Genomic DNA, 20,018 nt, shown 5'->3' with positions numbered 1-20,018 from the left:
GTATCGTCAAAAATGACTGTTCTTATTTAATTAATAGTCAATAACAGCAAGCTTGCTTTTAGTGAGTACGTTTTGAGTAAGCTTGTCAAAGGAAGTAAGCGCCGACTATGTCTAGTACCTCATCATCTGTAGCATCTACCACAACTCATTTCTACGAAGATAACTCTATTATTGAAGGGTTAGTGCTTCCATTGGCTGATCACTGCTTCCATTGCGGCGATCCTGTACCGCAGCCACCGTTTCATGCCCAGATATTAGGCAAGTCGCGTGAGATGTGCTGTATGGGTTGTCAGCTAGCAGCGCAGAGTATCGTAGAGGCAGGTCTTGAACAATACTATCTTGACCGTTCGGAGATCAATCGTACAGCAAGCTTGCCGACCCAGCTGACGCGCCTTGAGGTATACGATCATGATGAGATAAAGGCGCAGTTCGTCTATGCGCAAGATGGACTGTCAGTTGCCGAATTGTCTGTTAATAACTTGCGCTGTGCTGCCTGTACGTGGCTCATTGAGTCGCGTCTCGATGAGCTACAAGGCATTAGTAAGTGTCAGGTAAATCTGACCAATCAGCGTATGCGCGTCGTCTGGAATGAAGACGTGCTGCCAATCAGTCGCATTCTAGCGGTCATTAATGAAATCGGCTACGAAGCCAAGCCTTACCGGCAAGATACTCATGAAGCCATGCTGGCACGTCATAATAACCAGATGCTCTTACGTCTCGGTATTGCAGCATTGGGTTCGATGCAGGCGATGATGTACGCTGTTGCGCTCTATTTTGGTGAATATAGCGATATGTTGATATTCCAGCGCGACTTTTTGCGTTGGGTATCGTTATTTGTGAGCACGCCTGTTTTCTTTTATGCAGGTATCCCGTTCTTTACCTCAGCGTGGTCGGCGATTCGGGCACGCCAAGTAAATATGGATGTGCCCGTCAGTCTGGCGCTGATTATTACTTTTTTTGCCAGCCTCTATGCCACCGTCACTGGACAAGGGGAGACGTATTACGACTCAGTCAGTATGTTTATATTCTTTTTATTAGCAGGGCGTTATATCGAGCACAATGCACGTCTAAAAGCTGCCACTATGGCTAATGATTTGGTCGTGGTCGAGCCTGTATTGGTCCAAAAAGTGGCTGAAGACAAAGCAGCGGCAGCGCGTATCTTGCAGCAGCTTAGGGGCAATAGCGCTCAGCAAGATGACAGTATCGAAAATGAGTCTCATGAGGTGGCAGTCTCTGCAACTGACGTGATGCCTAACTTTATGCAGAAGATAGATGCGGATGTCCATCAGCTCACATCAGATATTGCGCAAGAGTGGCAGCACTCTCGTAATCAAAAAAATGCAATCTCACCGTTAGAAGCTGATGTATCGTCAAAGCAAATGGTGACGGCTCACAGCTTGCAAGTGGGTGATATTATCTCGGTTGAGGCAGGTTCTGAGATTATTAGTGACGGTATCTTGCTGAGCTCGACGGCAACCGTGTCACAGAGCCTGCTGACGGGCGAGGGTGACTTAATCATCAAGACCCAAGGCGATTATATCGTCGGCGGCGCACAAAACGATAGCCAACCGTTTGAGATGCTAGTTACAGCGCTACCACAAGACAGTCAGATAGGTCTCATCGATAGACTAATGAACCGGGCGATGAGTGAAAAGCCCAAACTGGCACAGCAAGCGGATAAGCTGGCACGTTGGTTTGTCGCCCGTATTTTAGTGTTATCAGTCTTAGTATTTGTTGGCTGGTATATCGTCGATCCAAGTCAGGCTATTTGGGCAACGGTGGCTGTATTGGTCGCTACTTGTCCCTGTGCGCTATCATTGGCGACGCCAATAGCGTTGACTGTTTCCACCAATCGCTTAGCCAGCTATGGTTTTTTGACGACTCGTGGGCATACGCTACAGACGCTGGCTGAAATCACTCATATTGCTTTTGATAAAACAGGAACGCTGACCTACGGTAAGCCAAATCTATTACATATTGAACTGGTGGCACCAATAGATCAGACAGAAACGGATGATGGGTCGTCAATAGCGCAAAAAGATAGGCTATTAGCAATTGCAGCTGCCTTAGAAGTCGGCAGTCGTCACCCGATTGCACACGCTCTGCTAACTGCTGCTTATCAATTACATCTACCAACGACGCGGGCAGTACAGCACTATCCGGCAGGCGGTGTGGAAGCAATGATTGATGGTATGAGATATCGCATCGGTCATGAAGGTTTCGCTTTGAACAGTGATATAAATAGTATTGAAAAAAACAATGATTTGACCATCGATTTACTAACTCATCGCGCAAGCTCAGCTGTTGTTTTGTCTTGCCAAAAAGCAAATACCAATGGCTGGCAGGCGCTGGCATGCTTTTATTTTAATGATAAAGTGCGAGATAGTGCTCAAACGATGCTTAATACTATAAAAGGGCTAGGTATCGAGTCTGTGATGCTAACAGGAGATCCAAGCCCGCAAGCGCTGACGATGGCTGATAGCTTAGGAATGCAGGCTGCCTATAATGGTCTATCTCCGACGGACAAGGTCAATCATATTCAGCAGCTGCAAGCCAAAGGCGCGGTCGTATTGATGGTTGGTGATGGCATCAATGATGCGCCAGTATTGGCAGCAGCAGACGTGTCCACCTCAATTGCTGGTGCGGCAGATCTGGCACAAGTATCTAGTGATAGTATTATTCTAAACGGTCAAATAGAGGCCATCACTGCTGCTAAACGTATTTCTGATAAAACAGAGCGCATCATTAAGCAAAATTTTCGCTGGGCGCTCGCTTACAACAGTATTGTCCTGATACCAGCGGCTTTAGGTTATGTACCACCATGGCTTGCTGCTATTGGTATGTCGCTTAGCTCATTATTTGTCGTGTTAAATGCGCTGCGTCTGAAACGTGCCTAGTCACTTCAGAACGCACTGACGTTAAGCCAGCCTGCAACATTCAGCCATAAAAAAACCGCCTTGAACTACATATAAGTAGTTAAGGCGGTTTTTGTACAGAGTTGCTATCAGACAGTGTATCGAATTAGTCTTGTAAATAGCTCAATAGACGCATGAATTCGATATACATCCAGACTAGAGTCGCAAGAATACCAATACTGAATAACCATTCGTAGTCTTCTGAGATACCCATTGCAACGCCGCGATCGATATTGTCAAAGTCTAATAATAGCGTAAAAGAAGCGATAACAATCACAAACAAGCTAAAGCCGATAGCGATAGCACCGCCTTCAAACAAGAACGGTAGTGTTGAACCAAATGCTAGAGAAAGCACCCATTGTGCGACGTATACAAGCATAATGGCAATAACGGCTGAGGTCACAATAGAGCGGAATTTTTCAGTGACCTTAACCAAACCTGAGCGATAGAGGCCTAGCATGACTGCCGCTGTGACGAACGTTGCACACATTGCAGTTACTGGTACGGTCGGATACATTCTCATAAAAAATAGTGAGATACCGCCCAGAAATATACCTTCTAGCAATGCATAAGGCACTGCCAACGTCTTGGCTTTTTGTGGCTTAAAAGTGATAAAAAGGGCAAGAACAAACGCAGCAATCATGCTACCGAAGGCTGCCATGGTAATAAAACCTTGCGATAAACCTGCCATAAGCGCATAAAAGAAAAAGCCCACACCAGTAATAGCTGATAATCCAAGTAATAGGCTGGTCTTTTGAATAACACCCTTGACCGTCATTGGATTACCGCCGATCGCAAGTTCTGCGCGACTGACAATAGGATTGGCCATACATAAATCCTTAATAATAAAATATGAAAATAGAGATGTTAGCTACTTTAGCAAAACCGCCATTATTGTCAACTGTGTTTGCGTGACAGCCATTGTGACTGTCTTCCTAGCTGTCTAATAGTGTCAGTAGCTCACGTATCAAACTGCTGCACGCTCGTGCGTATATTGGGCAGGCAAGTAAGGCTAAGTAAGTCATTTGATAGCTTTTATATGGGGTCAGTTACGACAGTTAACAACGATAATTGAGAAACATGCTAGTCTAAGCGCGCATTTATCGCTATCATTGCCCTGTACTTCACCGTTATACCGAGTCGTTTTATGGAAAACTCAGCGCAGTCAGCAAGATTGCCACACTTACATGAATCAGAGCTATTCCACGCTATCAAGAACCCTGCTTTTAGGCGCATTGGGCTGATGGGCCGCGCTGGTAAACGCAGCGTCACTCAAAGTCTGGTGCAGATCGCCCAAACCATCAATGACATGAATTTGACATTGATCATGGATGTGCAAACTGCCAATTTGCCCACATTGGATCTTATAGACATAGAAAAAGTCAAAATCGTAAAGCGCGGCTTAATTGGTGAGATTTGCGACTTGGTTATTGTGGTCGGTGGTGACGGCTCGATACTACATGCTGCTGAAGCATTAGCACGTTACCGTGTGCCTGTATTGGGAGTTAACCGTGGTCGCTTAGGGTTTTTGGCAGATGTAAAGCCTGATGAAGCGGCGTTTAAACTGCGTCAGGTGTTGATGGGAGACTATCAGCTGGATCATCGGTTTTTGCTTACGATGGAAATACGAGAAGGGCGCAAAATAGTCCATGAGGATATGGCGCTCAATGATATCGTGTTGCATGCTGGCAAGTCGGTACATATGATTGATTTTCAGATGAAAATTGACGGACACGATGTATATAGACAGCATAGTGACGGGCTAATAGCAGCAACACCGACAGGCTCAACTGCCTATGCGCTATCTGGTGGTGGTCCTATCATACATCCGAGTATGGATGCCATTTGTCTCGTGCCTATGCATCCTCATACCTTATCTAGTCGTCCGATTGTGGTCAGCGGTAATAGTGAAGTCTGTATTCGTATCCATGAAGACAACCGTACGCAGCCAATGGTTAGTGCAGATGGCAAGCCCAGTGTACCGCTCGAACAAGAGCAACGCTTACATATTCGTAAGCACCCTGACAAACTGACTTTGTTGCACCCACCTGGGTTTGATTTTTATGAAGCGTGCCGGACAAAGTTACACTGGAATGTCCACGCTGAAGAATTCAGTCTTGATGTCGATGATGATATTATGGACGATGAATAAGTCAGTCTTTTATGTAGAAGTATGATCCAAAAATCGCAGTGGAGTAGGCAAAATGGATAAACAAACAATACTAGCAAGTCTAACGCCTGAGGTAGTCGATAAATTTCGTATGGCGATTGAGCTGGGCAAATGGCCTGATGGTCGCAAAATTACTGCTGAGCAGCGCGACACTTGTATGCAAGCGGTAATGATATGGGAGCATGAGCACCTACCGCCTGCTGAACGTACTGGCTATATCCACAAACCAGTAAAAGACGACGGTTCAGTGGCTGGTGCTGAATGTGATGTCGAGCATGAACATCATTATCCTAATATGCCGAACCCTAAAGGTGCCGTGCAGCCTGTCAAATTTCGTGATAAATAAGTTTTGTGATAAATAGACCTACAAATAGGTAGGTCTGTGATAGCCATAAATACAGCCATCACAAAAAAGCCACGCTCATTAGCGTGGCTTTTTTACTTTATAGTGTTCTAATCACAACACATGCTTAAATTGCAGTCGTATCGACACTAGGACGAACCGTTAGTGGGTTTTTCTGCATCAAAAATCCCTGCCAGCCCCAATGCAAAAAGTTACGAATATTGGCGTGATCAGTACCATTAGGCGTTGATTGTACTTTAGCATAGTGCTCGCCAAATAGTTTTAGCGTGTCTAGCTGGTTCAAACCATGATGCTTAGCAAAACCAAAAATTTTTGCACTACCTTCGTTTTCACCAGCTGCATTATGTACCATTCCATTCACAAAAGGGGCAGGCGCATAGCGATAAAAATCATCAATAAAGCTGATGACATCATTGAATCCAATGGCTTTTTTGTTCAAACCATTAAGTAGTGCCGATATATCTGATTGGCGGATACTCATAAATAAATGACCTCAGAGCAGATTAAAAAAACAATACAATACTTATTGATACTCGATAGCAGCTGAGCACTAAGTATTATAAATTAGCGATTGAAATAGTCTTCGTCATCGAATGAAGGCGAAAAGTTGCCTTGCTCAAGATGCTGCATTTGCGACTGTACAGAACGCTCATGCTGAATACGTTGATAAATCTCTTCGCGATGTACGGCAATATCTTTTGGTGCGTTTACACCGATACGTACTTGATTGCCTTTGACGCCCAAAACCGTCACACTGACTTCATCGCCAATCATTAGCGTTTCGCCCACGCGGCGTGTCAAAATTAACATGCGTCACACTCCTTATGTCGCATCAACAAATTATTACTCATCAGATTACTTCTCAATTGCAGAACATTACCGTAGCACTAGGCAAGCAATGTATCAATAATTACAATGCTCGACATCGTGCTCATAACGGTAACGATAGGTAGATTCATTTAGCCCAAATGAAAGCCCCATTATAGGTGGCATAACAGATACTGTCACGGTTTTTTCACAAAACTATTAGGTAAGTGCTCATTTCAGCTAGGGCAAAAAATAAAAATAGGACCTAAAGAGATCCTATTTTATTTGAGTATTATATCAATATAACAGTAGCACTGGACAAATTACCGACAATGCTCAGGCGGTATTTTAACAGTTTTTGAGGGTTATAGCCCAGCGATTTTGCTTTCGCCGTCTTCACGGTCAAGACCAAATGCAGTATGCAGTGACTTGACGGCTTTTTCTAAGTGCTGGTCTTGAATCAGTACAGACACTTTGATTTCGCTGGTCGATATCATTTGGATATTGATGTTGTTTTCAGCCAATGTCTGGAACATTAGGCTTGCAACCCCTGCGTGTGAACGCATACCAACACCGACTAATGAAACTTTGACAACTTCGCTATTGCCTGAGATTTCTTTGGCACCAATCTCGTCTTTGACTTCTTCATTGAGCACTTTTAGGGTCTTGTCTAAGTCAGTGCGGTTTACAGTGAAGGTAAAGTCAGTGGTACCATTGTCTGATAGGTTTTGGACAATCATATCGATTTCGATATTGGCGCGACCAATGGGGCTTAAGATAGCAGAGGCGATACCAGGATGATCGGGTACACCGCGTACTAAGATTTTTGCTTCGTCTCGATTAAACGCGATACCTGAGATGATTGCCTGTTCCATATTGTCTCCTTCGTCTATCGTAATTAGGGTGCCCACATTGTCTTGAAATTCTTGGTCAAAGCTGCCATCTGTGTTTTCATCAAAGCTAGATAGGACGCGTAGAGGTACACCGTACTTGCCAGCAAACTCTACTGAACGAATCTGTAGAATCTTTGAACCAAGGCTCGCCATCTCTAGCATTTCTTCAAAGGTAATTTTTTCAAGTTTTTTGGCTTTTGAGGTCACACGAGGATCAGTGGTATAGACGCCATCGACATCAGTATAGATCTGACACTCATCAGCACCCAAAGCTGCTGCAATCGCCACACCTGTCGTATCAGAGCCACCGCGTCCGAGTGTGGTCGCGTTGCCTGCTTCATCAATACCTTGAAAGCCTGCCACAATAACGATATTGCCAGCATCTAGTTGCTCGCGTATGTTTTTATCATCGATGCTTTCGATACGTGCTTTATTATGGGCGTTGTCAGTTTTGATAGCGACTTGACGACCAGTAAATGAGCGAGCACCAATACCAAGCTCTTTAATCGCCATAGCGAGTAGAGAGATAGAGACTTGCTCACCCGTTGAGACCATTTGGTCGTATTCACGTGCGTCAGGATTGTTGCTAATTTGGCGTGCTAAATCAATTAAGCGGTTGGTTTCGCCGCTCATAGCTGAAACCACAACGACCACTTGGTGACCATTGTCATGCCAGCGTTTGACTCGTTTGGCGACGTTTTTGATGCGGTCGATACTGCCCATCGAGGTGCCGCCGTATTTTTGTACTATTAACGCCATAAAAATCTACCTATTATTCAATAATGACTTTTTATGATCAGTGATGAGTGTCAATGTGAGACTTATCAATGCTTGTATACATAAAGCCAGATTATAAAAGTGATGCCCTAGGTTTTTGTTCATCTGGTTGTGTCTACCACCTTCAATGAACGAAAAACATGCCCAAACGTTGACCTTTATACCATATCTACAGCACAACTTTAAGTCTCAGTACCGCCTAGATATATGGCGATTGGTTATAGTGGTTATAACCAATCGCGTATTTGGTGCGTAGTCGAGTAAAGCTATGCGATAAATATAAGGTATATTATGACGCGCTATACCAATATACTCGCTGGTCTAATGTTCACTAGCTTAGCTAAGCCGGGTTTCAATCCAAGCAGGTAGAGCGCTGATAACCGCTGCACTGTTGCCAGACTTCGGCGCGCCACCTTGGGCGTAGTCAGGCTTACCGCCGCCTTTACCACCAAGCTCACTCGCCAAATGACGAATGATATCACCAGCTTTTATCTTAGCAGTGACAGACTTCGCTACGCTCGCTGCGAGCGCCAACTGCTCGTCTTTATCACCGACGAGTACAACCACGCTATCAGGTAGTTTTGATTTGATATCGTCCATCAGCGTACGGATAGATTTACCATCGATGCCGCTTAGGGTGCTGATAAGAACTGGTGTACCTGCGATAGTCTGCACATCATCAAGTAAGTTAGCTGCTTGAGCACTGGCCATCTTTTGTTGCAGACGCTCTAGTTGTTTTTCAAGATCGCGCTGCTTATCTGCCATGGTGCGTACACGCTGCGCCACTTCAGGACGTTTTACTTTGAGCTGACTTGCCAACTCACCCAGTTGCTGCTCGCTTTGCTGCATGTTTTTGACCGCGTTCATGCCAGTGACGGCTTCAATACGGCGAATACCAGCTGCGATACCTGATTCACTGGTGATCTTTAGCACGCCGATATCGCCCGTGCGCTGCACATGTAGACCACCGCATAGCTCAATAGAGAACGGCTTGCGCTGACCATCTACGATACTGTCTGTACCCATGGTTAGGACTCGAACGTCACTACCGTATTTTTCGCCAAACAGTGCCATAGCGCCTTGGTTCATGGCCTCATCAATCGACATGTGCTCGATGCGGGCAGGGGTGTTGGCTTGGATTTGTTCATTGACGAGACGCTCTACTCGCGTAATTTCAGCGGCACTGACAGGCTTGTCGTAGGCAAAATCAAAACGTAGTACTTCGCTTGAGACCAATGAGCCTTTTTGCGTAACCGCATCACCTAATACTTCTCTTAGCGCTGCATGTAATAGGTGAGTAGCAGAATGGTTTTTTGCACTAGCGGCACGGATGCTTGAGAGTACATGAGCGTCAGCCGTCTGCTTAGGGCTAATCTCACCCATAGTCACGACACCATAATGAATAATCGCCTGCCCAGACTTTTTAGTGTCTTGTACATTAAAGACGCCTGATTCAGTACGAATTTCACCAAGCTCACCAACTTGACCGCCGCCTTCTGCATAGAATGGGGTGCGATCAAGTACGACAACGCCTTCCATGCCTTCTGTTAAGCTGTCTGCTGGGTTACCATCTTGGTAAAGCGCATCAACAGTGACACCTTCTTCTTCAAGCTGCTCATAGCCGATAAATGTCGTTGGCGTTTCTACTTGGATGACGCTGCTGTAATCAACGTCGAATTTGCCAGCATCACGGGCACGCTCACGCTGCGCTTGCATATGCTCATCGAATTCTGTTTCGTCAATGACAATACCGCGCTCACGAGTGATATCGGCAGTCAAATCGAGTGGGAAGCCGTAAGTATCGTAAAGCTTAAAGGCAGCTTCACCAGATAGCGTATCGCCATCTTGTAAGCCTTCAAGTTCGCTGGCAAGCAAACGCAAACCTTGGGCTAATGTTTTAGCAAACTGTGCTTCTTCTTTTTGAATGGCACTTTCGATGGCAGTTTGTTTTTCTTTTAGATCTGGATAAGCGCTGCCCATTTCTGCGACGAGCGGCGCCACCATTTTGTAGAAAAACTCACTATCTGCACCAAGTTTGTTGCCATGACGTACGGCACGGCGAATGACGCGGCGTAGGACATAGCCACGACCTTCATTGCTTGGCGTAACGCCATCAGCAATCAAAAACGCTACGGCACGAATATGGTCGGCAATGACTTTTAGTGATGACTGCTGTTCATTGTCAATCTCTAGGATTTCAGCCGCCGCATCCATCAAATGGACAAATAGGTCGATCTCATAGTTGCCATGGACGCCTTGCATGATGGCACTAATACGCTCAAGTCCCATGCCTGTATCGACACTGGGTGCTGGTAGCGGTAATAGAGTGCCGTCTTTTTGACGATTAAACTGCATGAAGACACAGTTCCAAATCTCAATAAAGCGGTCGCCATCTTCTTCAGGAGTACCTGGCAAGCCGCCTTCGATATCGGCGCCGTGGTCATAAAAGACTTCGGTACAAGGACCACAAGGACCAGTATCACCCATGGTCCAAAAATTATCAGAAGCGTAAGGCGCACCTTTGTTATCGCCAATACGAATGATGCGATCGCTTGGAATACCAATGTTTTTATTCCAAATCTCAAAGGCTTCATCATCGGTTTCATAAATGGTGACGTACAGACGATCCTTATCAATGGCTAGCCACTCTTTTGAGGTCAAAAACTCCCAGATATACTCGATACCTGCTTGTTTGAAGTAATCGCCAAATGAAAAGTTGCCTAGCATTTCAAAGAACGTATGATGGCGGGCAGTGTAGCCGACATTATCTAGATCGTTATGCTTGCCGCCAGCACGGACGCACTTTTGAGAAGTTACAGCACGTGTGTAGTCACGTGGCTCCATACCCAAAAAGGTTTCTTTGAACTGATTCATACCGGCATTAGTAAATAGTAATGTCGGATCATTATGAGGAATCAAGCTAGACGATGAAACTTGGGTGTGCTGCTTGCTTATGAAAAAATCGATAAAGGCTTGGCGAATATCGGCTGAGCGAAATGGCTGGCTCACAGCGGCTCCTTACTGACGGATAGAATTGAGTAAATAACATAAAATAATTTTGCAAGCGATTTTAGCACAAACGCCCAAGCTCTTGGTACAAGAGTTATAACTGCTAGGTTATTATGCGCATGCTTACCGCTGCTTGATTGGTAGCACATCAAGATTGACGGTTTAAACAAGCCAATCGTGCAACCAGGTCAGTCCAATGAACAAGCTAGTTGGTCAAAATAGCGGCATCAGTCTCATCGAGTTTGTCTTTTGTCACGGGGTCAGACTCAATAACTTGCACGGGTAGATAGCGTAATTGCAATTTGATGGGTAGATACTCAGGAAAATTATTTGCCATATCTTGGGTAATGACCGCCTCGATTTGACGAACATCGGATGAGGTCGGTGTCGTCTCACCGCGCACGACTGCACGCACGACTTGATTCTCGTCTGATGTGTCAAATTGAGTATTGGTCAGCACGTTGCCTTGATCGATAAAGTAGCTGTTGATAGCTTCTTTCACACTACTTTCAAACACCTGCTGCTTGGCATTGGTCTGTAGGTTGATGGTCAAATAGGTACCCAAACCACCCAGTAATAACAAAGTCACCGCGTTACGCTGCAAAAAAGTCAGATAGTTGTTTGATTTATAGTCGTTGTCGACCAAGCGGCGAAAACCCAAAACCCATAACACAAGTGCATTAGTAAACTGAATAGCAATGATGTTGGTTACTGCTAATAAAAGCGCACCAAATCCAAGCTGTAGCTCACCGTTAGCAAATAAAATACCACTAGCAGCAAGCGGTGGCACCAACGCAGTGGCTACTGCAACGCCGACTACCGCGACTGATAAATGCGGAGACACCATCGCATAGGCACCAGCCGTACCACCTGCCAATGCAATCATAAGATCCATAGAGGTGGGCTGGGTACGCGATAGTATTTCAGCGGTCAAGGGTTGGTCTTTGTGTAGCCAGCCAACGATGAATCCAACAACCAATACCAATGACACCCCCAGAAACACGGTGACTAGTGACTTACGTAGTAGGGGCATACGGTAGTCAATGATCGCTAACGCGACGCCAGTGATGGGACCTAGCATCATCGCAACCAGCATCGCACCAATTACGACCGCTGCCGAGTTGGTTACTAGACCATAGCTTGCGATGATGGCAGAGAGGATATTCATAATGAAGTACATTCTGCTGGGCAGCGCATTGGCTTCAATCCTAACCCGCACCTCTGGATAATCTACTTTTTTGTTATTGAACTGCTCAGCGACAAACTGCTTATAAGACTCAAGCTTGGCTTCTTTTTCTTCCTGAACCTCTTCTTCATCGCTTTCGTGTTCTTTATGTTCATCTACATTGGGGCTGTTGTCTTGTTCCTCGTCCTGATCGTTACTTTGATCATTGTATTGATCATCGCTTTGCAAACTATCGTGCTCATGTACACTTTTATCTTTCAATGTATTATTCGTTTTCGCTTGACTGTCTGCTTGCTCATCAGAGCTGTCTAAGGGTGCGTGTTGAGCATCGACAGTTAGGTCGTCGTCTGTTGATTCCGTTATGTCAGCATTTTTTTTGTCTTGAGCGCTCCTCTCTAATGTATCAGCCGCATCTGATTGAAAGAAATCTGATTGGGATTCAGATGAATCTTCATGGTTCTGCTGTTTAGGATTGGACTGCTCAGAATTGGGCTTATTAGGGTTAGGCTGCTCAGAGTTGGACTGGGACATAGGTTCAGTTGTCTCCAGCGTGGCTACCACTACATCTTCACTGATTGACTCTATCTTAACATTGGCTTCAGGGTTTTCAGCACAGGCTAGATCTTCATTTTCTAGTGCTTCTTGAGTCATGTTGGTCATTTCAGTGTCGCTTATCGCCGTATCCGCTACTGAATCAGTCAAAGCATCTTGATCGTTTTTAGGATCAGCATTGGCTGAAGTTTTATTCTGCTGAGCTGAGTCAGTAGATACGTTTTTTTTAGATGAGGTCATAACAGATAACTTTCTCAACGAATGAAGAAAGTCACTATTGTAATGATAAACGGACAAAGGTATAGGGGTTTTTTGCGATTAGGCAAAGGAGAGTATAGATAGGTAAGCGTGTGATAAAAGAGCAATTTATTAGCATTCATCTAAAACCTTAAAGCTAACATGGTTTTGAATAAAAGTCATCTGATATAGGTGATATAAGCGTTCAGATTAAATACTTAATAAAATTGTGGAATTGAAGTATAAATAGATTATACCCACAAAAAAAGTAAGGATTAAATCATGAATTGGTCATTATTTGCTGTCATTTACATCATAGCAGGCACGGTCACCACAGGCGTTGTCATCATTGGTACGCTCATTATGGGGTTCGATGAGATTGCTCATATGCAAATAGCGGTCGCGGTGGGTGCTTTGGCTTCTATTCCTGTAACGATGTTCTTTGCCAAAAAAATCGGCAACATTACGGGTGATGAGGAGGGCTACGAGGCGTAGTTAATAAGACCTACGTTTTGTAAGTGAGAAGCTGTGCTAAAACGCTTTGATTCTAAGGCAGCTTTACAACAAAGTGATTCTATAAAAGGTCGCTATATATAAGGCGACTATATGGAAAGTGATTTTATAAATAAGCAGAAAAAAACAAGTAGGTATCAAAAAGACCTCACGATGGAGGTCTTTTTTGTCATGATTTTTATGATGGATTGGGATAGTCAGTCAGATTTACTGAAGTTCGACAACCGCGCCATTTTCAACATTGGCATAAACCTCTAACACATCCCAGTTGGTCAAACGAACACAACCTGCTGATCCTTGGCGACTGATACCTTCAGGTACTGGTGAACCATGTAACCCATAAGAGGGCTTAGATAAGCCCATCCATACCACACCCACTGGATTGTTCGGTCCTGGTGCTATCATATGGACTTTCTTTTGAGCGCCTTCACCGACAGTTGATTTATACCAAGGCATTTTTACTTTATTGATGATCTTAAATGACCCTTTTGGTGACGGTGTGGCGTCACTACCGACGGTCGTTGGGTAGGTAGCAACCAGTTTATCACCGTTATATGCATAAAGTGTCTTATCTGCTTTGTTGGCAACGATACGGTTGATACGTTGGTTGAGCTTGCCACGATTGTTCAGTACGGTGATCGTCTCACCAACTTTGTACTCTTTATTCTTATTCAATTTATCAAGGTAGCGTACGTCCATATGGAAACGTTCACCTAACATCTCTTTGATGTCTTGATAATACAAACCTTTCATTTTTGACTTGGCTTCTGAACCAGAAGGCGTGGTTGCAAAATTGGTATTAAGATCGTCTTCAGTCAGGGTATAAGTGACCAATACAGGTTTGGTTGCAGGAATATTTTTTACTAAGGCATCCCACGTTTTTTGGTCCATTTTACCTGTCTTTGGCAGGCCTCTCATCGCTTGAAAGTTGACCAAGGCTTTTTTGCTGTTCATGCCCCAACCGCCATCGATAGGACCAGGAGACGCATGGTTCCAATCAAGTAGTGCTTGTATTTTGATGGTCATTGCTGAGTTGACGTTCATGTTTGGTGACCAGACAGCACTATTCACTTGCTTAGCATAGTTTGATAAGTTTAGTGTGGTGTGTCGTTTACCATCTTTGTCTTCAATGCTTTTGATGGTTGGATCATCACTGAAGTCTTGACGTTTCTCACTCTCTGGCAGCTCAAAAGCAAGTGGATCAGATGAATTGATAGATGACAAATCGCTAGGAGCAGCAACAGCTTGGCCTTCAGTTATATCATCATCACGGTCAGCTTGCTCATCTTTACGTGTCAATTCTGCCGCGCTCATGTTGTCGGCAGCCTTTGACTCACTCTTTGAATCAATAAGCTGAGTCATACGATCAGCTGGCAAGCGACTGTCTAACGAGCTGCTACGATTTTCTTGTACATCCAAGCTCACCTTTTGGGCAAGGCTCGGCATCGTATCTGATGTGCGTACTGGCAATGTGCGAGTAGCATCAGCAGGCGCAGCTAGCGCGGCAACGCTAGCACTTATGGTGGCAATAGATATAGCAGTAATAATAGGCTTTATTTTCATCATGTTGAATCACTTGTGGTTGCTACTAATGCGGCTATTATGCGCATAATTTGTCGCCATCGCAAACTTTTGACACATGTTTTTGTATTTAACGGTTGCCAAACGTCAGCTGCTGACGTATTCGCTACAGTTGGGTAATAATTTAACGAATATATGTATGGCATGGTGCGCGATTCTTACGCAAATGATCTGATACTGACCCTGTTTTTTGTTGCAGTAATAGTGACACTGATTGGCGCTATTAGGTGTTTACGTCTATAATGTAGGATTAAATTTTTGGTTAATAAACCGACTTTTAGCAAAAAGCAGTTTTTAGCAAAAAGCAATTTAATCCGCTATGTAGTTAATCCATAAGGTGCGATATGTCAGAAGACCAAACAATGAGTGCAGAAGAGTTTCAAAACCAATACTTTAACGATGAGTCTGAGGGCTTAGACGGCGAGATGGAGTATGATTTAGAGACTGGACTTCTTGGTGAGCACGATGAATTTGCTAACCTACAAGCAGAGCTGAATGAAGCGCGTGAGCAACTGGTAAGTATCCGCGACTTTATTCGTTTTTCGGTCACGCAGTTGCGTAACTATGATGTGGTTGTCGCGCAAGGCACTACAGATGAGTTTGCAGAAGCCTCAGCCATCGTATTGCATTCGCTATCGTTAGACTGGTCAGCCAATGAGCAAATTTTAGACTGCCGTTTGACCACGTCAGAGAAGCAGGCAGTACTTGGGTTATTAGAAGAGCGTATCGCTGAACGTAAGCCATTGAGTTATCTGATTAACTTATCTTATTTCTGTGATTTGCCTTTTTATGTGGATGAGCGTGTCCTTATCCCTCGCTCGCCAATCGCAGAGTTGATTCGCCAGCAGTTCCATCCATACTTTGATGTGACTGAACTTGCCAAGCCTCTAGGCGTTAGTCCAAATGAGCAGTCAGCGGTGTTTTATGACCATGGTTTAGAAGTGAAGCAGTTGTCACAGCCTGAGCGTATCTTGGATCTGTGCACTGGTTCTGCTTGTATCGCCATTGCGCTTGCGACCCGTTTCGTCGATGCATTGGTTGATGCAGTCGATATCGATAAGGGCGCATTAGAAGTAGCCATGGTCAATGTCGATCATCATGACCTTGGACATCAAGTCAACGTAATTGAGTCAGATCTGTTTGCTAAGATACCTGCTGAGAACCAGTATGAGCTTATCGTCACCAATCCGCCATATGTCGATGCCGCTATCATGGCAGATTTGCCTCCTGAGTTTTTGTATGAGCCTGAGCACGCGCTAGCCGCGGGTCAAGATGGTTTGGACTTGGTGCATCGCATTTTATTTGAAGCGCCAGATTATCTGAGTCCAGAAGGATTGTTGATCTGTGAGGTGGGTGATAGCGAGTGGGCATTAAAACAAGCTTATCCTGAAATTCAGTTCGATTGGTTGAAGTTTGCACATGGTGGGCATGGGGTGTTTGCGATCACTTATGATGAGCTAGTATCACATCGTCAACTGTTTGCCTCTTTTGTTCAACTATTGGACAGTATCCAATAGTCAGCCATTAGGTTGCATGGATATCGGTTGTATGAGTGAATGCGCTAAACAATAACAGCTGATATCCGTAACCGACATCTGTACTCGAGAATTATAAGCACTAATCATAAAAGATGGATCAAATAGTCATCAGTAACGTTTACTTGTTTAAGGATAGTTATGGCAGGCAATAGTATTGGGCAGGTTTTTACGGTTACCACTTGCGGTGAGTCGCATGGCGCAGGCCTTATGGCGATTGTTGACGGTGTGCCACCAGGTTTGGCGTTATCTGCAGAAGATTTGCAAGTAGACTTGGATCGCCGCAAGCCAGGATCGTCTAAGTACTCAACCCAGCGCCGCGAGTCTGATGAAGTCGAAATCATCTCTGGTGTTTTCGAGGGCAAAACCACAGGGACGTCTATTGGTCTATTGATTCGTAATACCAATCAAAAATCAAAAGACTATAGCGATATCAAGGATACCTTCCGTCCTGGGCATGCTGACTATACTTATAGTATGAAATACGGCTTCCGTGATTATCGTGGTGGCGGTCGCTCGTCAGCGCGTGAGACTGCCATGCGAGTGGCGGCTGGTGCTATCGCCAAGAAGTATTTGCAAGAACGTTTGGGCGTACAAATCCGTGGTCACGTGACCCAAATCGGTAACGAGCATAGTAACGTTCTAGATCCTAGCCAAATTGACTGGGCGTTTGTAAATAGCAATCCGTTCTTTTGTGCTGATAAAGAAGCGATTGGCCGTTTTGAAACGTTGATCGATAACTTGCGCCGTGAAGGAACCAGCTGCGGCGCGCGCCTTGAAGTTATCGCAAGCGGTGTGCCTGCAGGTTTGGGTGAGCCAGTGTTTGATCGTTTAGATGCCGATATCGCGCATGCGATGATGAGTATCAATGCGGTCAAAGGGGTTGAGATTGGCGATGGTATGGACGTGGCAGGTCAATTCGGACATAGTGCTCGTGATGAGCTGACGCCAGATGGGTTTGCGGCCAATCATGCAGGTGGTATCTTGGGCGGTATCTCATCAGGGCAAGATATCCGTGTGAGTATTGCGCTAAAACCAACGTCTAGTATTACCACGGCTGGTAAGAGTATCAATACGCAAGGCGAGGCAGTCGATATGCTGACTAAAGGTCGCCATGACCCATGCGTTGGTGTACGTGCGACGCCCATCGCAGAGGCGATGCTAGCAATTGTAGTGCTAGATCACTATCTGCGTCACCGCGGTCAAAACGCGGACGTGAAACCACCAGTGCAATCAATCACCTAGTATTTCCGTCGTAGAGTAATTAGCCCTTTATCGCTTTCAGTATCTAATTACTAGAGGCGATAAAGGGCTTTTTTATGGCTCGTTATAATATTGATTATATCTAAATATAATAAACATTTTGAACTGTCAAAGTATTAGGCTGCCAATTGATACGCATCAATAGCCACACATTGTTGATTCCGAAAGATCAGTAATAACCGCTGACTGGGAATTGCTAACCAGTGCCCAAAATCAATGCTACTCAGCCCTTGGTTTGATAATATCTCTATACAATGATAACGGCTATGACCTACTAAATTTCTAATAGTAAGGCTGTCAGTGAGTAATTTTGCCATTTGATATCTTCTCCTAATTTGCTTTACGAATTTGGCTGTTCAACAGCCTATAACGCTATCGTAAAATGAAGAGATAGAAATCATATGCAGTCATGATGGAAAATTGATGAACTGCCGTACATGTTTATTTTTAAGCCAATGGCAGGGTGATGCTAACGATAACGCCATAACGTTGCTTTTGATGAGTGCTGAGTTTACTAGCACTAGCTTTACTCTTGTCGGCATGGGTGTTGTTAATAGTGACTTGACCACCATGATGTTCGATGACTTGTTTTACCAAAGTCAGTCCAAGCCCCGTACCTTTTTTGAGCGTACTACCAGCGTTAGTAGCCGGTTTTGATTCAGTGGTTTGGTAAGTGGGTTGGCTCTGATGCGATAAGCTAAAATAACGCTCGAAAGCTTTTGCGATAGCATAATCCGGTAATAGCTTGCCATCATTAAATATGTCGATAGTTACCGTCCGCGCTGTACCATGCAAAGAAACCTCAACAATGCTGTCAGCAAAATGAATGGCATTATCTAGTACGTTCTGTAGCACTTGTATCAACCAAAACTCATCAGCGAACACGCTAGTAGACGCTAAGATATCTGCTGGCAAGTCTATGTTGTTGGTCACTTGCTCATTATCAATATAGATATCAATAGGTTTAAGGTTCTGCTGCTGCTGTTTAGCTGTATTGTCTTTTATCAGGCTCTGCAATAATGGCAGTAGGGACGTTGGCTGACGATTGAGCTTAAAGGTAGGCTGCTCCACTTTAGCAAGTAATAGCAGTCGATCGATAAGCTGCTGCATTTTTATACTTTGTTCACCTATCGTTTCGATAAGCATCTGCCGATCATCATGATCAAGGGCATTTCCATCCATGCCATCATCCTCTAATAGCTCACCACTGGCGCGTATCGCAGTCAGCGGGCTTTTAAGCTCGTGCGTCAACGTATGCACATAGTCAGTGACGTAAGCACGATTCTCCAAGCGATGTTTCATGGACTCGATTGTGTCTGTTAGGCTATTTAGTTCATAACCGAGATAAAAGTAGGGCTTTTTGGTGTCTTCTGCCAGTGCACTGGTATATTGGGTGACTAAGGTGATGCTTTGTTTGAGCCACCATGCTACTAGTCCTGCCAGAATAAGGGCTGCGATGCTCATAAATAGCGCGGTGATGAGCATGCGATTACGCGTATCGTCTAAGTAGGGCAATATGCTAGCGACAGGCTTGCCGACACTGACCACGCCCATAATGTCACCAGACGGATTTTTGATGGGCTGAGCCACATACATGACTGAACCATCATGCTGTTGGTAATCTTTTAGCGTACTTCTTGCGCCGTACTGACCTCTTAGTGTGAGATAGACATCGTTCCAGCGTCCGTAATTCTGTCCTTCGTTGTTATCAGGTTTGGGGAGCGAATCGTAAATGACCTTGCCACTACTGTCTGTCACATATACTCGAAAGCTGGTATGGTTTTTGGTCTGGTAGACAGGGCCCAGACTATCGTCAGTCGTTGACATAGCAACAAACGCAGCATCAAGCTGCGCCTGGTAAGCTTCATCATAAAGCTGACCTGTAGATAGAGGCACTTGTAGACTAGCAGCAAGTAATTTACTGGTATCTAGTAGTGTATCTTCAATGACTTGCTGTGCAGTGGGCTTGACGTAACCAAATAACTGAGTAAAGGCAACAACACCGCAGACAATGAGTACCAAAGCGACTGCCAACCAAATCCTAAAGAATATACTCAGATTGAGCAGTCGTTTGCGTTTAGAGACTTGCTGCGCTGTACCGATAGGGTGTAGTTTGGCATACCAATTGCTTTGATCATCGTCGATGTTGTGATCACGATTGATGTCACTATTACTATTACTACGGTTATCGGCTTTATGATTCATAGGTTCAAAGC

14 protein-coding genes and 1 pseudogene are annotated in these 20,018 nt (G+C 44.7%); 6 read left to right on the top strand and 9 right to left on the bottom strand.

The window, feature by feature from the left end; genetic code table 11:
- Window positions 1-107 precede the first annotated feature (107 nt).
- On the top strand, window positions 108-2,897 hold the full coding sequence (locus ACTXGL_RS01940) for a heavy metal translocating P-type ATPase (RefSeq protein ID WP_443524485.1): 2,790 nt from the start codon (window positions 108-110) through the stop codon (window positions 2,895-2,897).
- A 124-nt stretch (window positions 2,898-3,021) separates the two neighbouring features.
- Here the strand turns inward: ACTXGL_RS01940 and ACTXGL_RS01935 are convergent, their stop codons facing one another.
- Entirely contained in the window at window positions 3,022-3,744 is a 723-nt protein-coding gene (locus ACTXGL_RS01935) for a Bax inhibitor-1/YccA family protein (RefSeq protein WP_058024171.1), read from the bottom strand.
- A gap of 318 nt (window positions 3,745-4,062) precedes the next feature.
- On the opposite strand from ACTXGL_RS01935, the gene ACTXGL_RS01930 reads away from it, so the two are divergent.
- A complete protein-coding gene (locus tag ACTXGL_RS01930; RefSeq protein ID WP_443524483.1) occupies window positions 4,063-5,067 on the top strand; it encodes an NAD(+) kinase in 1,005 nt (334 codons plus the stop codon).
- A 52-nt stretch (window positions 5,068-5,119) separates the two neighbouring features.
- Complete coding sequence (locus ACTXGL_RS01925) at window positions 5,120-5,431, top strand: YeaC family protein (RefSeq protein ID WP_443524482.1); 312 nt, start codon at window positions 5,120-5,122, stop codon at window positions 5,429-5,431.
- A gap of 124 nt (window positions 5,432-5,555) precedes the next feature.
- Here ACTXGL_RS01925 and ACTXGL_RS01920 read toward each other — a convergent pair whose 3' ends face one another.
- From ACTXGL_RS01920 to ACTXGL_RS01900, 5 genes and pseudogenes are all read right to left on the bottom strand, one after another.
- Window positions 5,556-5,930 carry a HopJ type III effector protein gene (locus tag ACTXGL_RS01920; RefSeq protein WP_443524480.1) on the bottom strand — a complete coding sequence of 125 codons (375 nt, stop codon included), beginning with the start codon at window positions 5,928-5,930 and terminating at the stop codon, window positions 5,556-5,558.
- Between the two features lie 161 nt (window positions 5,931-6,091).
- Window positions 6,092-6,259: pseudogene (csrA, locus tag ACTXGL_RS01915) on the bottom strand (carbon storage regulator CsrA); the annotation flags it as partial.
- 362 nt (window positions 6,260-6,621) lie between these two features.
- Window positions 6,622-7,908 carry an aspartate kinase gene (locus ACTXGL_RS01910; protein WP_319050114.1) on the bottom strand — a complete coding sequence of 429 codons (1,287 nt, stop codon included), beginning with the start codon at window positions 7,906-7,908 and terminating at the stop codon, window positions 6,622-6,624.
- Between the two features lie 354 nt (window positions 7,909-8,262).
- Window positions 8,263-10,935 carry an alanine--tRNA ligase gene (gene alaS / locus ACTXGL_RS01905; protein WP_443524479.1) on the bottom strand — a complete coding sequence of 891 codons (2,673 nt, stop codon included), beginning with the start codon at window positions 10,933-10,935 and terminating at the stop codon, window positions 8,263-8,265.
- Window positions 10,936-11,140: 205 nt separating this feature from the next.
- Entirely contained in the window at window positions 11,141-12,913 is a 1,773-nt protein-coding gene (locus tag ACTXGL_RS01900; RefSeq protein ID WP_443524477.1) for a TIGR00341 family protein, read from the bottom strand.
- A gap of 279 nt (window positions 12,914-13,192) precedes the next feature.
- Between ACTXGL_RS01900 and ACTXGL_RS01895 the strand changes: the two genes are divergently transcribed.
- Window positions 13,193-13,405 (top strand): hypothetical protein, encoded by a 213-nt coding sequence (locus tag ACTXGL_RS01895; protein WP_443524476.1) that lies wholly within the window; start codon window positions 13,193-13,195, stop codon window positions 13,403-13,405.
- 225 nt (window positions 13,406-13,630) lie between these two features.
- On the opposite strand, the gene ACTXGL_RS01890 is transcribed toward ACTXGL_RS01895, so the two are convergent.
- Window positions 13,631-14,989 (bottom strand): L,D-transpeptidase family protein, encoded by a 1,359-nt coding sequence (locus ACTXGL_RS01890; RefSeq protein ID WP_443524474.1) that lies wholly within the window; start codon window positions 14,987-14,989, stop codon window positions 13,631-13,633.
- 359 nt (window positions 14,990-15,348) lie between these two features.
- On the opposite strand from ACTXGL_RS01890, the gene prmB reads away from it, so the two are divergent.
- Entirely contained in the window at window positions 15,349-16,521 is a 1,173-nt protein-coding gene (prmB, locus tag ACTXGL_RS01885; protein WP_443524473.1) for a 50S ribosomal protein L3 N(5)-glutamine methyltransferase, read from the top strand.
- A 159-nt stretch (window positions 16,522-16,680) separates the two neighbouring features.
- Window positions 16,681-17,784 (top strand): chorismate synthase, encoded by a 1,104-nt coding sequence (gene aroC / locus ACTXGL_RS01880; RefSeq protein ID WP_443524471.1) that lies wholly within the window; start codon window positions 16,681-16,683, stop codon window positions 17,782-17,784.
- A 134-nt stretch (window positions 17,785-17,918) separates the two neighbouring features.
- Here aroC and ACTXGL_RS01875 read toward each other — a convergent pair whose 3' ends face one another.
- Both ACTXGL_RS01875 and creC read right to left on the bottom strand, forming a co-directional pair.
- Window positions 17,919-18,119, bottom strand: a complete 201-nt coding sequence (locus ACTXGL_RS01875) for a hypothetical protein (protein WP_443524469.1) — start codon at window positions 18,117-18,119, stop codon at window positions 17,919-17,921.
- A 130-nt stretch (window positions 18,120-18,249) separates the two neighbouring features.
- Complete coding sequence (gene creC / locus ACTXGL_RS01870; protein ID WP_443524468.1) at window positions 18,250-20,007, bottom strand: two-component system sensor histidine kinase CreC; 1,758 nt, start codon at window positions 20,005-20,007, stop codon at window positions 18,250-18,252.
- Between the last annotated feature and the right edge of the window lie 11 nt (window positions 20,008-20,018).

The organism is Psychrobacter sp. T6-6, from assembly GCF_052258185.1.
GTDB lineage: Bacteria > Pseudomonadota > Gammaproteobacteria > Pseudomonadales > Moraxellaceae > Psychrobacter.
The sequence above is the reverse complement of the archived record's forward strand: the minus strand, read 5'-3'. Positions and strand labels throughout refer to the sequence as shown.

Coding starts and splice junctions, on each gene's coding strand:
- ACTXGL_RS01940 (WP_443524485.1), top strand. CDS start 108: ATGTCTAGTACCTCATCATCTGTAGCATCTACCACAACTCATTTCTAC.
- ACTXGL_RS01935 (WP_058024171.1), bottom strand. CDS start 3,744: ATGGCCAATCCTATTGTCAGTCGCGCAGAACTTGCGATCGGCGGTAAT.
- ACTXGL_RS01930 (WP_443524483.1), top strand. CDS start 4,063: ATGGAAAACTCAGCGCAGTCAGCAAGATTGCCACACTTACATGAATCA.
- ACTXGL_RS01925 (WP_443524482.1), top strand. CDS start 5,120: ATGGATAAACAAACAATACTAGCAAGTCTAACGCCTGAGGTAGTCGAT.
- ACTXGL_RS01920 (WP_443524480.1), bottom strand. CDS start 5,930: ATGAGTATCCGCCAATCAGATATATCGGCACTACTTAATGGTTTGAAC.
- ACTXGL_RS01910 (WP_319050114.1), bottom strand. CDS start 7,908: ATGGCGTTAATAGTACAAAAATACGGCGGCACCTCGATGGGCAGTATC.
- ACTXGL_RS01900 (WP_443524477.1), bottom strand. CDS start 12,913: ATGACCTCATCTAAAAAAAACGTATCTACTGACTCAGCTCAGCAGAAT.
- ACTXGL_RS01895 (WP_443524476.1), top strand. CDS start 13,193: ATGAATTGGTCATTATTTGCTGTCATTTACATCATAGCAGGCACGGTC.
- ACTXGL_RS01890 (WP_443524474.1), bottom strand. CDS start 14,989: ATGATGAAAATAAAGCCTATTATTACTGCTATATCTATTGCCACCATA.
- prmB (WP_443524473.1), top strand. CDS start 15,349: ATGTCAGAAGACCAAACAATGAGTGCAGAAGAGTTTCAAAACCAATAC.
- aroC (WP_443524471.1), top strand. CDS start 16,681: ATGGCAGGCAATAGTATTGGGCAGGTTTTTACGGTTACCACTTGCGGT.
- ACTXGL_RS01875 (WP_443524469.1), bottom strand. CDS start 18,119: ATGGCAAAATTACTCACTGACAGCCTTACTATTAGAAATTTAGTAGGT.
- creC (WP_443524468.1), bottom strand. CDS start 20,007: ATGAATCATAAAGCCGATAACCGTAGTAATAGTAATAGTGACATCAAT.